Origin of the sequence: Halorubrum sp. F4 (assembly GCF_027257195.1) — an archaeon.
In the GTDB taxonomy this organism is placed as follows: Archaea; Halobacteriota; Halobacteria; order Halobacteriales; family Haloferacaceae; genus Halorubrum.
In genome coordinates, this window is the sequence record NZ_JAPDFS010000003.1 from 196,961 (window position 1) to 210,871 (window position 13,911).

Below are 13,911 nucleotides of genomic sequence, written 5' to 3' on the forward strand. Positions count from 1 at the left end.
CCCGTAATGGTGAACGACACCGGTGGACCGATGGAGACGCACTCGAGACGCAAATTCATCCTGACCGGCGGGGCGATCGGGATGGCCGGACTGGCGGGCTGTTCCGGCGGGAGCGGCGAGAGCGGTGACGGGAGCGAGGAGGCCGGCGCAGGTCTCGACGGGAGCGGCGACGACGGCAGCGGAAACGGAGACGGCGGCAGCGGCGGCGAGCCGGACGATCCGATGCTTGCGGACGACTCGACGTTCGAATACTCGGACCCGAACTGGGAGGAGAACAACTACCTGCTGACGGCCGTCGCGGAGAACGACTACTTCCAGGGAAGCAAGACGGACCTGGAGAACATGCAGAACCGGGACATCGGCGAGATAGCCCACGGCGAGCCGCCGCAGGAGCTCCCCGACGACGAGAGCGAGTGGGTCGACCCCGATCCGCTCATCTACGTTGACAAGCCCGGCGAGTCCGGAGAGGCGCAGTTCGAGGAGAACATCCAGCCGCTTTTAGACCGGCTCGAGGAAACGACCGGCCGGTCGGTCGAGTGGCAACCCGTCGACTCGAACGCGGCGACCGTCGAGTCGTTCCGGGCGGGGCGCGGACACCTGGGCGACATCTCGACCGGGACGTCGGCGTTCGGGGTCAACCTCGGCGGCGTGGTGCCGTTCGCGGATCCGATCAGTCCCTCGGGTCAGTTCGGCTACCGGCTGCTGGCGATCACCCGCGCCGACGAGGACGACATCCGATCGGTCGAGGACTTCGCGCGCGACGACGTCAGCGTCGCGCACTCCGAGCCGGCATCGAACTCCGGGCACCAGGCGCCGTCGGCGCTGTTCGACCAGTACTTCGACGTGACGCCCGATGAGGACTACGAGGTCAACTTCTCGGGCGGCCACGATCAGACCGGGCGCGGAATCGCCGTCGGCGACTACGACGCCGGCCCGATCTGTAGCACGTGTCTGGAGGACCTCATCGAGTCGACCGACGACATGAGCTACGACGATTTCAAGGTGGTCTGGGGCAGCAACCCGTTCCCGCCGGGTCCGCTCGTCCACCGCTACGACCTCCATCCGGACATCGTGGAGGGGATCAAGGAGGCGACCATCGGGACCGACTGGACGGGGACCGACTACGCGGAGAACACCGGTGAAGCCGAATACATCCCGATCGACTTCGAAAGGGTGTTCCACGACATCCTGGTCATCCAGCGGTACAACGGCGTCGAGTACGAGAGCGGGAACCTGTAACCGATGCTCGAAACGGAGAACCTCGGGAAGACGTACCCGACCGGCGACGAGGCGCTCCGCGACGTCTCGGTCAGGATCGGCGGCCGCGAGGTCGTCGCGATGATCGGGCCGAGCGGGGCGGGAAAGAGCACGTTCGTCAGGTGTATCAACCGGCTGGTCGAGCCGACGACGGGGCGCGTCCGCCTCGACGACCGCGAACTGACGGGGCTCGGCGAGGACGAGCTCCGGAACGCCCGGCGGGACGTCGGCATGGTGTTCCAAGAGTACAACCTCGTCGAGCGGCTCACCGTGATGGAGAACGTCCTCTCGGGCCGGCTCGGCTACGTCTCGAACTGGGCCGCGCTGCGACGAGACTTCCCGCCCGAGGACGTGGAGCGCGCCTACGAACTGCTGGAGCTGGTCGGCCTCGACGACATGGAGAACAAGCGGGTCGACGAGCTCTCCGGCGGCCAGCGCCAGCGGGTCGGCATCGCCCGCGCGGTCGTCCAGGAGCCGAAGATCGTCCTCGCCGACGAGCCGACCTCGAGTCTGGACCCCGAGACGTCGCGGGACGTGATGGAGCTGTTGACCGACATCGCCGTCGACCGAAACGTTCCGGTGGTGATCAACATCCACGAGGTCGACCTGGCCGAGCGATACGCCGATCGAATCTTAGGACTCCACGACGGCGAGCTCGTCTTCGACGGACCGGCGGCAGACCTCACCGAGGAGTCGAAGGGCGTCATCTATCGGGGCGAGGAACCGCCCGAGGCGACGACTAGGATCGGAACGAGCGAGCCGACCGACGCCGAGGCGACGGGTCGACGCGCCGAGCCGGAGCCGCTGTCGGCGGAGGACTGACCGATGGCGACCGGATCGGGCACGTCGACCGACCGACGGACGTGGCGACGGCCGACGGCGTTCCGAAACCGCTACACGAAGTGGGCGGTGTACGGGGCCGTTCTCGCGCTCGTCGTCTGGTCGGTGGCGAGCCTCCGGATCACTCCGGGGCGGTTCCTCTCGGGCCTCGGCTACGGCTACGATCTGATCGACTCGATGCTGCCGCCCGAAACCGGCAGCGAGAACGTCGCCAGGCTGGTCGATCGCATGATCGAGACGATCGCGATGGCGATGATCGCGACCGTGTCCGGGATCGCCCTCAGTCTACCGGTGGCGCTCGGGGCGGCGGAGAACCTCTCGCCGCGGCCGACGTACTACCTCTCCCGCGGGATCATCAGCGTCTCGCGGGCGATAGACGGGTTGATCGTCGCGATCATCGCCGTCATCGCGCTCGGGTTCGGCCCGCTCGCGGGGATCGTCGCGATCAGCTTCAAGACGATCGGGTTCTTCTCGAAGCTGTTCGCCGAGGACTTGGAGGACGTCGACATGGGTGGCGTCGAGGCGATCGAGGCGACGGGAGCCTCCCGGTTCCAGCGGCTCGTCTACGGGGTCGTCCCGCAGGTCGTCCCGCGGTTCGCCGGGCTGGCGGTGTACCGCTGGGACATCAACATCCGGTCGTCGACGATCGTCGGGATCGTGGGTGCCGGCGGGCTCGGCGTGCTCCTCCAGCGGTCGTACTCCCGGTACGAGTACGACTACGTGGCCTCGATCCTGATGGCCATCATCGCGGTCGTCCTCGTCGCGGAGGTCGTCAGCGCGGTCGTCCGACGGAGGGTCCAGTGATGGCGGGGACCACGCGCGACTGGACCCGATTCGACACGAGAGAGCGGCTCTTCCGGATCGGCTCCGTCGTCGTCGCCGCCGCGGTCGTGATCGGATCGTGGGAGTGGCTCGACATGAGCCTCCGATACGTGAGCTCCGCGCCGCTCCAGGTCGGCGACCTGCTCGGACGGATGTACCCGCCCGACTGGGGATACCTCCCGAACGCCGTCGGCCCGCTGGCGGAGACGATACAGATCGCCGTGGTGGGGACGATCGGCGCGGTCCTGATGGCCGCACCCGTCGCCTACATCAGTGCCGAGAACACGACGCCCAACCGGGCGACGTACGCGCTCGGCAAGCTCATCGTCACCGTCTCGCGGTCGGTCCACACGATCGTCTGGGCGCTGCTTTTCGTCGTGATGTTCGGCCCCGGCGCGCTCGCCGGGACGGTCGCGACCGCGGTCAGGTCGATCGGGTTCCTGGCGAAGCTCCTGGGCGAGGAGATCGAGGAGATCGACTTCGGACAGGTCGAGGGCGTCCGCGCGACGGGCGCGGGCCCATTCAAACTCCTCGTCTACGGGATCGTCCCACAGATCAAGCCCGCCTTAGTCGGCGTGTCGGTGTACCGTTGGGACATCAACGTGCGCGCGGCCACGATCCTCGGGTTCGTCGGAGCGGGCGGGATCGGCGTCCAGCTGTTCGAGGCGATCGACTCGTTCGCCTGGCGGACGGTGTCGGCGCTGCTCTTCGCCATCCTCGCGGTCGTGCTCGTGAGCGAGGGGATCTCCGCGTACGCGAGGAGGAAGGTCCGCTGAGCGGTTCGAATCGAGGTCCGAGAGGAGACACACTACACATGACGACGACACACGACCCGAACCGGCGAACCGACCGAACGATCGACGAGGTCGTCCTCTTCGACATGGACGGCGTCGTTCTCGAGGGGTGGGGAACGGACGGGACCGTCCATCGGCGAGCCCTCGACGACGTGCTCGCCGACCGCGGAATGACGGTCGCCGACGACCTCCGGCGACCGCTGGAGACGTACGAGTACGACGAGGACTTCCGGGCCGCCTGTGCGGAGCTCGGCGTCGACCCGGCAGCGTTCTTCCGGGCGCGGGAGGAGCGCAGCGCGAAACGAACCGTCTCGCGGCTGTCTGCAGGGATCCGGACGCTGTGTCCCGACGTCGACGCCCTGGAGACGCTCGCCGAGCACGCGACGCTCGGGCTGGTGAGCAACAACTACGACCCGACCGTGGAGTTCGTCGTCGACCACTTCCGATTGACCCAGTTCGGGTACGTCCGCGGGCGCGATCTCGGCCCGGACGGCTTCGAGCGCCGGAAACCGGACCCGTACTACCTGAACGAGGCGCTCGAGGAGCTCGACGCGTCCGGCGGGATCTACGTGGGCGATCGCGCGACCGACGTGATCGCCGCCGAGCGGGCGGGCCTCGAGGGCGTCTTCCTCAGACGCGAGCACAACGCGTCACTGGAACTCGACGTCGAACCGGCCGTCGAGATCGGGAGTCTCCACGAGCTGCTCCCGCTCGTCGCCGATCGATGACGCACGCCGAAGCGGGAATATATATTTCTATATAAGTATTCGATCGGATATGACGTCACGGGAGCACTCGGTCGGGGAACGGACCGGCACGTAACCCACATAGCAGGGTACATGATCGTCGGTTCGGTACTCGACGACATGGTACCCGTACCCGATCGGAGCCGACGTGAGGACGGATCGACCGACTCGAACGGATCGATCTACCCGAGCGGATCGACTCGAGATGAATAACGGAACGGACCCGTACGAACGGAAGGTCCAGCTCACCGGGGGGACGACGTACACGATCTCGCTCCCGAAGGGGTGGGCGAACGATCGGTCGCTCGACACCGGCGACACCCTCAACCTGTATCCGAGGGGCGGCCGCCTGCTTCTCGCGCGACCGGAGACGGAGGAGCGTCGCCAAACGGTGTCGATATCCGCGGCTCGACACGATCCGGCGGGGATCGAGCGGCTCGTCGCCGCGGCGTACGTCGCCGGTGCCGACGTCGTTCGCGTGGAGGGCTCCCCGGAGCGTGCCGAGCGGGCGGCCGTCCGCGACGCGGTCGCCGGCCTCGTCGGGATCGAGATCGCCGAGGAGACGGCGGAGGCGGTGATCGCTCGGACGATGCTCGACGTCGCGGACCTGCCGCCGTCTCGGACGCTCGAGCGGATGGCGGACCGGACCCTGACGATGCACGAGGAGGCCGTCGCGGCCGCGCTCGCGGGAGACGGCGAGGCCGGCGACCGCGTGCGCGAACAGGACGACGACGTCGACCGGCTGTTCGGCCTCCTCTCGCGGGAGTTCCAGCGTTCCATCGTCGAGATCCCCGCCGTCGCCGACGGGCTCACGCCGTTCGACCACTACGCCGTCGCCAGACAGCTGGAGCGGGTCGCCGATCACGCCGAGAAGATCGCCGAGATCGCCGAGGCGATCGGGGAGCCGCCGGCGGATCCGGTCGCCGCGGACCTCGACCGGCTCGCGACCGACGCGCGGTCGGTCGTCGACCGGGCGTTCTCGGAGACCGTCGGGGACTGTGATCCGCGGACGCTCGGCACGATAGTCGCCGATACCGACGATCTCATCGCGGAGATCCGTCGGGTCGATCGGACCCTCTACGAGCGTGACCTCGCGGACGGATACGTGCTCGCGACGGTCCTCGACAGCATCACGCGCACGGCCGAGTACGGGATCAACGTCGCCGAGGTGGGGCTCCGTGCGACTCTCCGGAACGGTCCGGACGGAACGGTCGGGTGAGTCCGACGCCCGATCCGACTGAGTCGTCCGCTCGCTCGAACGAACCGGCCGGCGGTGCATGTCAAGTATTCACACCGTCAGGGTTTTCATCCTTCGACGGGTACGGGAGAGTATGAGCACCGAATCGGTTCAGGGAGGCGGCGACGACCCGGCGATCGAGGTGACGCCGGACGCCGCCACGGAGGCGCTCTCGCTTCTGGAGGGCGAAGAGCTCGACACCGACGAGGCGGGGCTCCGGCTGTTCGTCCAGCAGGGCGGCTGTGCGGGGCTCTCCTACGGGATGCGCTTCGACACCGAGCCGGAGTCGGACGACCTCGTCGTCGAACGGCACGGGCTGCGGGTGTTCGTCGATCCCGCGAGCCGGAACTACATCGGCGGGAGCAAACTCGATTACGAGAGCGGCCTTCAGGCCGCCGGCTTCCACGTGGAGAACCCGAACGTCGTCTCCGAGTGCGGCTGCGGCGAGTCGTTCCGGACGTGACCTGCCGGCCGACCACGCGTCTCCCCGCTTAAGTCGCTTCGCCGAGTACCCTCCGGTATGGAACTCGACGCCTCGACGACCGCGGACGGCGAACGGGTGTACATCGACCGAAAGCGCGCCGAACGCGGGGCGGAAGGACCCTTCTATCTCGTGTTCACGGACGCGGACGCCGACGACCGATGGGGCTTCGCCTGCGGGAACTGCGACTCGCTCGATACCGCGATGGACACGATGGGACGGATCCAGTGTACCGACTGCGGCAACCTCCGGAAGCCCGACGAGTGGGACGCCGCCCACGAGTGAACGCGGGCGGGGCTCGGTCCGAGGGGAGCGCCGTCCGATCTCGAGAACCGTGAGAAAGTTTATCACGGATCCCGATCAACGGTCGGATCGATGGCCACTGCGAGCATCCCACCGACGACGGAGGCCAGAGACGTCTTTCGTGAGCTCGGATACAGCGTCTCCGAGGGCGGACGCGAGTTCGTCGCGGAGCGAAAGTGGCGACGCGTCCTCGTCACGGCGCTGTGTATGGAGGACGACGATCTGGATCCGTATCTCGCGGACGGTGGGGAGACGCCGCGACTCCGTTGTTTCGTCACGTGGCGGACGAACGCCGACGACCTCCAGCAACACCTCACGTCGCTGAAACCGCCCTACGACTGGGCGGTGATCGGCGTCGACCGCGACGGCGACGACTTCTCCGTGATGGAGGGCGCGCCAGGAAGTCCCTGAGCGACCCGCTCCGGGGGACCGACCCGAAGGCGCGGGCGGTTTTATAACGGCGTGTGATCAATCACCACGTATGGTGTTCAAGAAGATCACGCTGATCGGAACGAGCGAGGAGAGCTTCGACGCCGCCGCCGACGAGGCGATCGACCGGGCCGAGGACACCCTTGAGAACGTCTACTGGGCCGAGGTGAAGGAGTTCGGCGTGGAGATAAAGAACGCACCCGAACGGGAGTACCAGGCCGAAGTCGAGATCGCCTTCGAGCTGGAGGACTAAGCCGAGAACTCGTACAGCTCGTCGCCGACGTGGTGGATCGAGGAGACGACCTTGCCGCCCTCGCCGAGCATGTCGTCTCCGTCGACGAGCGCGCGCCCGACCGCGAGCACCTTCCCGTGAGTCTCCTCGGCGATCACGACGAGGTCGTCCTCGCGGATCGCGTCGTCCGCCTCGACGATACCCGGCCGCATCACGTCCGCGCCGTCGGAAACGAACGAGATCGCCCCCGCGTCGACGGTGACGACGCCCGTTTCCGGGTCGTAGTCGTTCGCCCCCCGGACGGTGAGGAACGGTTCGTCGTCGTCGACGTAGAAGACCGCCGGATCGCCGTCGACGAGCACTAACTCGTAGTCCGCGTCCACGAACTCGACGAGCTCGAACGTCTCGCCGTCGATGTCGACGCCGAGGTGATCGGCGACCGCCTCGCGGATCGCCGTGATCTCGTCGCTTCTGAGGTGGTGCCGGGATTTGACTCGCATGACCGCCCGATCGGTCGGCGCGCCGATAAAGGGCCCGTTCCCCGGCGGCTGACCGTCTCCCGACGGCGACTCGCTCGGTTCGTGGCGGCGACCCGCCCGGTCCGTGGCGGCGACTCGCCCGGTCCGCGGACGCCGCGGGTCGCGGAACGGCGTCGGTGGGGCGAATTCCCGGAGCGTTGGCCCGATCAAAACGGTATTAAACCACCTCTCCATAGTCGTCGGTATGCTTGACCCACTGCCGATCGCGCTCGCAGCGATCGCGACGCTGACGGTCGTTCTCGTCAGTACGGTGAAGGGGACGGGGTGGGAGCCCACCGAGGACATCTCCGACGAGATCGTCGAACGGCGCGCCAACTCGCTCCCGGAGACCGGCTTTCCCGAGCCCGGCAACCGCGCGATCGGTGCAGGCGGCGGTGGCGGCGCGATCCCGGCCGGCGGCGAGGGCGGTGAGGGTGAACTCGAGGAGGGCGGATCGGCGAGTTCCGGGCCCGGCGACATCCCCGAGGACGAAGTCGAGTACTTCGAGGTGGAGTTCGCGAAACAGGGCGAGACCGTCGAGCTCGCGAACGACGAGCCGATCCTCGAGCAGGGAGAAGACCAGGGATGGGACCTCCCGTACGCCTGCCGCCAGGGACAGTGCGTCTCGTGTGCGGGGCGGATCGCCGACGGTCCCTCCGAGGACTTCGTCGAACACGACAACCAGCAGATGCTCGACGAGAACGAACTCGAGGACGGCTACACGCTCACCTGCGTCGCGTACCCCCGGGACTCCTTCACCATCGAGACCGGCGAGGCCCCCTGATCCGGTTCCGACGACGACCCGCTCGCGACACCCTTTTTCCCGTCTCCGTCGTACGTACTCCATGTCACTGGCAGCCGTCGCCGGCGGGGCCCTTCTCGCGCTCGCGGCCGGGCTCGTCCACCGAGACGCGGCGCGGGTCGGGGTCGATTCGGGATCGCCGACGCTGTGGGCCGGACTCGTGCTCCTCACCGGCGGGGTCGGGGCGATCACGGCGCTTCTCGTTCCCGACGCCCCGCTACCGGGCGTTCTCGTGGTGGTCGCCTTGGGGCCGCTCCTGTACGTGCTCGAGCGCGACGACTCGCTTCACGGCGATGACGACCCGGATCCGACGCGGCTTCCGAGCGCGACGCGGGACGCCTCCACGTCGTCCGACGATGGGCGGGGACGGACGGGGACCGACGACGGACGGGACGAACCTGCCGGAACCGGCGACGGACGGGATCAGTGAGCGAGTCCACGCACGTCCGAGGGGCGGCCGACGGTCCCGCTTCATCGACGATGACGTAGTTCGTTTCGGCGCTGACAACGAGTCCCAAACCGCAACCTTCCAAAGGCTCGACCCCGAAGGGGAGGTAATGAGCGACGAGAGCCTCGCGGAACGGATCGAGACGTGGATGGTCGGCCAGATGCCGATCATCCAGATGCACGGCGGCACGAGCGTCGTGCGCGAGGCCGACCCGGAGACCGGCGAGGTCGTCGTCGAGCTGGGCGGCGGCTGTGCGGGCTGTGGCGTCTCGAACATCACCGCCGAGAACATCCGCCGCGACCTCATCACCGACTTCGAGGCGGTCACCGACGTCACGGTGCGGGTTCCGTCCTCCGGCGACCAGGGAGCCTCGACCGTCGAGGGCGGCCGCGGCGGGGAGCTCCGCCACGAGACGGACGCCTCGAACCACTTCTGAATCCCGCCCGCTCGCGCCGCGATCGACTGTCGCTCCCGACTTTCGTTACCTGAACGACGCCCGAGAAGGATACGTGAGGTCGGTCAGTCGTCCTCGAGCGCCTGTGCGATGCGCTGGAGCTGACGGGTCGCGTCACGGACCTCGTCGCGGAGCTGGCGGACCTCCCGGACGAGTTCCTCGTTGCCGGCGTCCTCGCTGCCGCCCTCGCCCGGTCGACCGCCGCCCATGCCCGGCGGGCCGCCCGCACCGCCCGGGCCGCCGCCACCGCCCATCATGCCGGACATCATCTGTGCGAAGGGGTTACCGCCGCCACCGCCGCCCATGCCCGGCGGGCCGCCCGCGCCGCCCGGGCCGCCGCCCATCATCTCCTCGGGGTCGGGCCGCTCGCCCTCCTCGCGCTCCTTCTCTCGTCGCTCGCGGATCTCCTCGACGCGCTCGCGGAAGGACTTCTCCTCGTCGGATCCGTTCTCGCCCTCGTCGGCTCCCGCCGAGTCGTCCGTCTCCGATGTCTCGTCGTCGGTCATACGCCCGGATTCGGTAGCCCGTCCGAAAAGGGTTGTTGCTCCGGACTCGACCGTGAGTTTATAAAAGGTCCGCGGTCGCCTCACGCTCGCACCGGCATCCGGCAGTTCGGACACTCGGTCGTCCCGGCGTCCCGCCCGACCGCCGGGACGTGGTCGCCGCAGTTCGGACACCGGACCCGTGTGCGCGCGTACTCGGTGCTCGACCGGACTCGGGACTCGTCCCCGTCGTCGCTCATAGATGCGTGTCATTCACTCGCACTGTATATAGATCGGCTATATATGTCCTAATACACCGAATACGTCGGACGGATGCGAACGAGCAGCCGGCGGATCGCGGGGTCGTCCGCGTTCAGTCGTGACCGGAGACGCGGACCGGCTCGTACGGCTCCTCGAGCCACTCGACGTCCGAGTCGGAGAGGTCGACGTCGAGCGCCTCGACCGCGTCCTCGAGATGTTCGATGCTGGACGTGCCGACGATCGGCGCGTCGACCGTGTCCTTGTGGAACTGCCAGGCGAGCGCGATCTGCGCCATCTTGACGCCCTTCTCGTCGGCGAACTCCTCGACGCGTTCGTTGACCGCGGGGCCGTTCCCCTCGCGGTAGGGGTGTTCGTACATGTGCTCCTCCGTCCGGCCGCGAAGCGTCGCGTCGATCTCCTCGTCGGGTCGGGTGAGGTAGCCGCGCGCGAGCGGGCTCCAGGGCATCACGCCGATCCCCTCCTTCTCACAGAGCGGGAGCATCTCGCGTTCCTCCTCGCGATAGACGAGGTTGTAGTGGTTCTGCATCGTGGCGAACCGGTCGAGCCCGAGCCGGTCGCTCGCGTACAGCGCCTCGGCGAACTCGTGGGCCCACATCGACGACGCCCCGACGTAGCGGGCCTTCCCGCGACGGACCGCGTCGTCGAGGGCGGCGAGCGTCCCCTCGATCGGCGTCTCCGGGTCGAGCCGGTGGATCTGATAGAGGTCGACCGTCTCCATCCCGAGCCGGTCGAGGCTGTGCTCCAACTCCTGTTCGACCGCCTTGCGCGAGAGCCCGCCGGAGTTCGGGTTCGACTCGTCCATCCGGAAGTAGCCCTTCGTGGCGACGACCGTCTCCTCGCGGTGTCCCTCCAGCGCCTCCCCGAGGACCCGCTCGGACTCGCCGTTCGAGTACATGTTGGCGGTGTCGAAGAAGTTGATCCCGAGCTCGAGCGCGCGCTCGACGAGCTCCTTACCCTCCTCCTCGCCGAGCACCCACTCGCGCCAGTCGGGGTCGCCGAAGCTCATACAGCCGAGACAGATCTTCGAGACGGTCATGCCCGTGTTCCCGAGCGTCGTGTACTCCATGGAACGGCCGTGGGCGGCCGCGAGCAAAAGTCTTCGTGGGCGGATCGTCGCCGGCGTTCGTGGGCGGATCGTCGTCAGGCGCCTCCGCCGCGCTACTCGTTCCGGAACGACGCGGTGTACACGAGGAACGCGCCGGTGAGGATGACGAACGCGAGGAACGTCACGAGCGCGAGGACGTTCGCGACGGGCGCGAGCGGGTCGAGGAAGGGTTGGCCGGTCGAGTCGAGCACGAGGACGGCCAGGAGGGCGGCGATCAGCCCGAGGAGCCAGTTGGTCAGGATCTCGTCCATACTTCCCCCTCGTCGAGCCCACTCAAAAAGGCGGGTGTTCCCTCCCGGAGCTACGTCCCGCCGACGAGCGCGCGGATCCGGGGAATCACCTGCTCGTAACCGAGGCCGACGACGCCGACGTACAGCGCGACGAGCCCCATCGCGACCGCCCAGAGCCCGACTGCGAAGTCACCGCCTGCGAGGCCGGCGACGCCGACGCGTTCGAGTTCGACGCCGATGAGCGACGCCAGGCCCGACCCGACGACGAGCGCGAGGAGTTCGACCAGTTCGACCGCGAACTCGGGTATCCGTGCCATATCGAAGGGGCGGCGACGGCCGTGTATAGCCCTTTCGGCCGCGTCGGTCCTCCGCGTCGATCGTCGCCGGTGAGGTCCCGCCGGAGTCGACTCCGCCCGGATCACTTCAACCCGAACGCGCGCATCGTCGACGCCGCGACGCCCTTCGCGATCAACGCGAGCCCGGCGACGAAAAGCATCAATCCGCCGCCGATGACGGGGTCCCGAAGCGTGACGACCGCGACCGCGAGGACCACGACGAGGACCCCCACGATCCCCTCCAGTCCGAGCGTGTCTCGCATGTCCGACTCCTCCGTCCGCCGCCGGTTAAACGGGGCGGTTCGGGAGCGTCGCCCCGGATCTCCAACGTCGCGCCGGAGGGTGGGGCTTTTATCGGGTGGGCCACGTATCACCGGGCACGCATGACCGACGGAGACGGCCAGGGCCGGCGCGACCTCCGAATGCCCGACGACGACGAGGTGTTCGCGGAGGTCGTCGAGATGCTCGGTGCCAACCGCGTGAAGGTGCGCTGTGCGGACGGGAAGGAACGGACGGCCCGGATCCCGGGACGGATGCAGAAGCGCGTCTGGATCCGCGAGGACGACATCGTCCTCGTCGAGCCGTGGGACTGGCAGGACGAGAAGGCCGACATCTCCTGGCGCTACGAGAAGAACGAGGCCGAGCAGCTCCGCGAGGAGGGCCACCTCCAGTGAGCGCGGCCACGCCGTCGCGACGATCCCGGCCTCGTCATCGCTCCGGAGCCGCCATCGTCGCCGGCGATCGTCGCTGAGTCGGAGCCGTGACCGATCGCATCCGGCTCGCGATGACCACCGCCTCGGAGACGTACGAGCGCGTTCGCGGGCCGCTCGCCGATCGCGGGATCGACGTCGGCCACGTCCGCGCGAAGGAGCGGACGTTTCGGCTCGACGGGGCGGGCGTCGATCCGGAGGAGGCGACGGGGACGGACACGGACGCGACGACGAACGCCGAGGAGTTCGACGTCGGGTTCGTCTACCCGTCGCGGCTCATGGAGGGTGCGGTCGTCGACCGTCGGCTGTCGGTCCCGTGGGTCAACGATCGGGACGCGGTCGTGACCTCCCGGAACAAGGCCGGCGTGCTCGCGACGCTTTCGGCCGCCGGCCTCCCCGTTCCGCGGACGACGCTGGTCTCGAACCCGGTCGACGAGTCGGTCGTCGTCGAGGCGGCCACGGACTTCGAGTTTCCGGTCGTGGTCAAGCCGAACTCGGCCACTCGCGGCGTCGGCGTCGCGAAGGCGACCGACCTCGACTCGCTTTTGGGGGTCGTCGACTACCTGAACCTCGCCCACGACTACCGCGCGACCGGCGACAAGTCGTACCTGATCCAGGAGTTCCTCCCCGACGCCCGCGATTACCGGGCGATGGTCGTCGACGGCGCGTACGCCGGCACGGTCCGACGCGAGCTTCCGGCGGACGCGCTCGCGGCCGGCCGCTGGAAACACAACGTCCACCGCGGCGCGGACGCGCGCGGCGTCGAACTCGGGAGGGAGGGACGCGAGCTGGCCGAGCGCACGGCGGCGGCGCTCGGGATCGACTACCTCGGCGTCGACCTGCTCGAGACCGACGACCGGTTCGTGGTCAACGAGACGAACGCCCGTCCGACGGTCGACGCGGCGACGAAGTACGAGCCGGGGTTCTACGACGGCCTCGCGGGGTTGATCCGACGGGTCGCGGAGGACCGTCCGGCCGGCGCCGAGGGAGACGCGGCCGGTGAGACGGGTCGGTCGCGCTAGACGACGTCGATGGAGGCGGAGTCGTCGTCGCGGTCGAACTCGACCTCGAGCACGCCGTTGTTGAACGTCGCCTCGCCGGACCGCTCGTCGACGGTCGCGGGGAGTTCGACGGTCTCGTCGTACTCGCGTCGGTCGGAGGCCGCCGAGATGGTGAGCGCCTCCCCGTCACACTGCAGGGAGAGCTGCTCCTTCGAGACGGCGGGGAGGTCGGCGACGAGTCGGACGGACTCCTCCGTCGCGTACGCGTCGACGTGGGTCTCCGAGCCGAACCCGGCGTCGCCGCCGTCCCGCTGGCTTCCAGCCATCTCGTTCATCATCCGTTCGATCTCCTCGAAGAAGTCCCCGAACGGATCGTCGCGGTCGTCTCTGTCCATGCTTCGTG

Annotated in this window: 23 protein-coding genes; 15 read left to right on the forward strand and 8 right to left on the reverse strand. The window is 68.4% G+C overall.

Translation table 11 applies throughout. The features are described 5' to 3' along the window. Nucleotides 1-6: 6 nt before the first annotated feature. The 10 genes from phnD (at nt 7) to OKW78_RS09365 (ending at nt 7,162) form a co-directional block, all read left to right on the forward strand. Entirely contained in the window at nt 7-1,239 is a 1,233-nt protein-coding gene (gene phnD, locus OKW78_RS09320) for a phosphate/phosphite/phosphonate ABC transporter substrate-binding protein (protein WP_281194912.1), read from the forward strand. A gap of 3 nt (nt 1,240-1,242) precedes the next feature. Then, on the forward strand, nt 1,243-2,079 hold the full coding sequence (gene phnC / locus OKW78_RS09325) for a phosphonate ABC transporter ATP-binding protein (RefSeq protein ID WP_281194913.1): 837 nt from the start codon (nt 1,243-1,245) through the stop codon (nt 2,077-2,079). Between the two features lie 3 nt (nt 2,080-2,082). Continuing rightward, nucleotides 2,083-2,901 carry a phosphonate ABC transporter, permease protein PhnE gene (phnE, locus tag OKW78_RS09330; protein ID WP_281194914.1) on the forward strand — a complete coding sequence of 273 codons (819 nt, stop codon included), beginning with the start codon at nt 2,083-2,085 and terminating at the stop codon, nt 2,899-2,901. Further along, nucleotides 2,901-3,695: a phosphonate ABC transporter, permease protein PhnE gene (gene phnE, locus OKW78_RS09335; protein WP_281194915.1), complete on the forward strand. Its 795-nt coding sequence runs from the start codon at nt 2,901-2,903 to the stop codon at nt 3,693-3,695. The genes phnE (OKW78_RS09330) and phnE (OKW78_RS09335) overlap by 1 nt, the downstream gene beginning before the upstream one ends. A gap of 38 nt (nt 3,696-3,733) precedes the next feature. Then, on the forward strand, nt 3,734-4,441 hold the full coding sequence (locus OKW78_RS09340; protein ID WP_281194916.1) for an HAD family hydrolase: 708 nt from the start codon (nt 3,734-3,736) through the stop codon (nt 4,439-4,441). A 223-nt stretch (nt 4,442-4,664) separates the two neighbouring features. Beyond that, complete coding sequence (locus OKW78_RS09345; protein WP_281194917.1) at nt 4,665-5,678, forward strand: phosphate uptake regulator PhoU; 1,014 nt, start codon at nt 4,665-4,667, stop codon at nt 5,676-5,678. Between the two features lie 112 nt (nt 5,679-5,790). Further along, nucleotides 5,791-6,159: an iron-sulfur cluster assembly accessory protein gene (locus OKW78_RS09350; RefSeq protein WP_281194918.1), complete on the forward strand. Its 369-nt coding sequence runs from the start codon at nt 5,791-5,793 to the stop codon at nt 6,157-6,159. Between the two features lie 57 nt (nt 6,160-6,216). After that, nucleotides 6,217-6,462, forward strand: coding sequence for a DUF5816 domain-containing protein (locus OKW78_RS09355; protein ID WP_281194919.1), 246 nt, complete (start codon nt 6,217-6,219; stop codon nt 6,460-6,462). 90 nt (nt 6,463-6,552) lie between these two features. Next, nucleotides 6,553-6,891 (forward strand): hypothetical protein, encoded by a 339-nt coding sequence (locus OKW78_RS09360; protein WP_281194920.1) that lies wholly within the window; start codon nt 6,553-6,555, stop codon nt 6,889-6,891. Between the two features lie 70 nt (nt 6,892-6,961). Next, nucleotides 6,962-7,162, forward strand: a complete 201-nt coding sequence (locus tag OKW78_RS09365; protein ID WP_281194921.1) for a dodecin — start codon at nt 6,962-6,964, stop codon at nt 7,160-7,162. Here the strand turns inward: OKW78_RS09365 and OKW78_RS09370 are convergent. Further along, nucleotides 7,159-7,641, reverse strand: a complete 483-nt coding sequence (locus OKW78_RS09370) for an RNA-binding protein (RefSeq protein ID WP_281194922.1) — start codon at nt 7,639-7,641, stop codon at nt 7,159-7,161. The two genes, OKW78_RS09365 and OKW78_RS09370, sit on opposite strands and share 4 nt — an antisense overlap. 223 nt (nt 7,642-7,864) lie before the next feature. Between OKW78_RS09370 and OKW78_RS09375 the strand changes: the two genes are divergently transcribed. The 3 genes from OKW78_RS09375 (at nt 7,865) to OKW78_RS09385 (ending at nt 9,345) form a co-directional block, all read left to right on the forward strand. Continuing rightward, nucleotides 7,865-8,443, forward strand: a complete 579-nt coding sequence (locus OKW78_RS09375; protein WP_281194923.1) for a 2Fe-2S iron-sulfur cluster-binding protein — start codon at nt 7,865-7,867, stop codon at nt 8,441-8,443. A gap of 61 nt (nt 8,444-8,504) precedes the next feature. After that, nucleotides 8,505-8,891, forward strand: a complete 387-nt coding sequence (locus OKW78_RS09380; RefSeq protein ID WP_281194924.1) for a hypothetical protein — start codon at nt 8,505-8,507, stop codon at nt 8,889-8,891. Nucleotides 8,892-9,018: 127 nt separating this feature from the next. Next, nucleotides 9,019-9,345, forward strand: coding sequence for a NifU family protein (locus OKW78_RS09385; protein WP_066413205.1), 327 nt, complete (start codon nt 9,019-9,021; stop codon nt 9,343-9,345). A gap of 83 nt (nt 9,346-9,428) precedes the next feature. Here OKW78_RS09385 and OKW78_RS09390 read toward each other — a convergent pair whose 3' ends face one another. The 6 genes from OKW78_RS09390 to OKW78_RS09415 all read right to left on the reverse strand — a co-directional run bounded on the left by OKW78_RS09390 (nt 9,429) and on the right by OKW78_RS09415 (nt 12,060). After that, nucleotides 9,429-9,869, reverse strand: a complete 441-nt coding sequence (locus tag OKW78_RS09390) for a hypothetical protein (protein WP_281194925.1) — start codon at nt 9,867-9,869, stop codon at nt 9,429-9,431. An 80-nt stretch (nt 9,870-9,949) separates the two neighbouring features. Beyond that, nucleotides 9,950-10,105 (reverse strand): hypothetical protein, encoded by a 156-nt coding sequence (locus OKW78_RS09395; protein ID WP_203227888.1) that lies wholly within the window; start codon nt 10,103-10,105, stop codon nt 9,950-9,952. Nucleotides 10,106-10,218: 113 nt separating this feature from the next. After that, complete coding sequence (locus OKW78_RS09400; protein WP_281194926.1) at nt 10,219-11,193, reverse strand: aldo/keto reductase; 975 nt, start codon at nt 11,191-11,193, stop codon at nt 10,219-10,221. Between the two features lie 92 nt (nt 11,194-11,285). Beyond that, on the reverse strand, nt 11,286-11,483 hold the full coding sequence (locus OKW78_RS09405) for a hypothetical protein (protein ID WP_122106368.1): 198 nt from the start codon (nt 11,481-11,483) through the stop codon (nt 11,286-11,288). A gap of 50 nt (nt 11,484-11,533) precedes the next feature. After that, nucleotides 11,534-11,779 carry a hypothetical protein gene (locus OKW78_RS09410; protein ID WP_281194927.1) on the reverse strand — a complete coding sequence of 82 codons (246 nt, stop codon included), beginning with the start codon at nt 11,777-11,779 and terminating at the stop codon, nt 11,534-11,536. A gap of 101 nt (nt 11,780-11,880) precedes the next feature. Next, nucleotides 11,881-12,060 carry a hypothetical protein gene (locus OKW78_RS09415; protein WP_281194928.1) on the reverse strand — a complete coding sequence of 60 codons (180 nt, stop codon included), beginning with the start codon at nt 12,058-12,060 and terminating at the stop codon, nt 11,881-11,883. Nucleotides 12,061-12,180: 120 nt separating this feature from the next. Between OKW78_RS09415 and eif1A the strand changes: the two genes are divergently transcribed. Both eif1A and OKW78_RS09425 read left to right on the forward strand, forming a co-directional pair. Beyond that, nucleotides 12,181-12,471 carry a translation initiation factor eIF-1A gene (eif1A, locus tag OKW78_RS09420; protein WP_094531098.1) on the forward strand — a complete coding sequence of 97 codons (291 nt, stop codon included), beginning with the start codon at nt 12,181-12,183 and terminating at the stop codon, nt 12,469-12,471. A 110-nt stretch (nt 12,472-12,581) separates the two neighbouring features. Further along, entirely contained in the window at nt 12,582-13,529 is a 948-nt protein-coding gene (locus tag OKW78_RS09425) for a RimK family alpha-L-glutamate ligase (protein WP_281195205.1), read from the forward strand. On the opposite strand, the gene OKW78_RS09430 is transcribed toward OKW78_RS09425, so the two are convergent. Beyond that, nucleotides 13,526-13,903, reverse strand: a complete 378-nt coding sequence (locus tag OKW78_RS09430) for an Hsp20/alpha crystallin family protein (protein WP_281194929.1) — start codon at nt 13,901-13,903, stop codon at nt 13,526-13,528. The genes OKW78_RS09425 and OKW78_RS09430 overlap by 4 nt on opposite strands. Nucleotides 13,904-13,911: the final 8 nt, after the last annotated feature.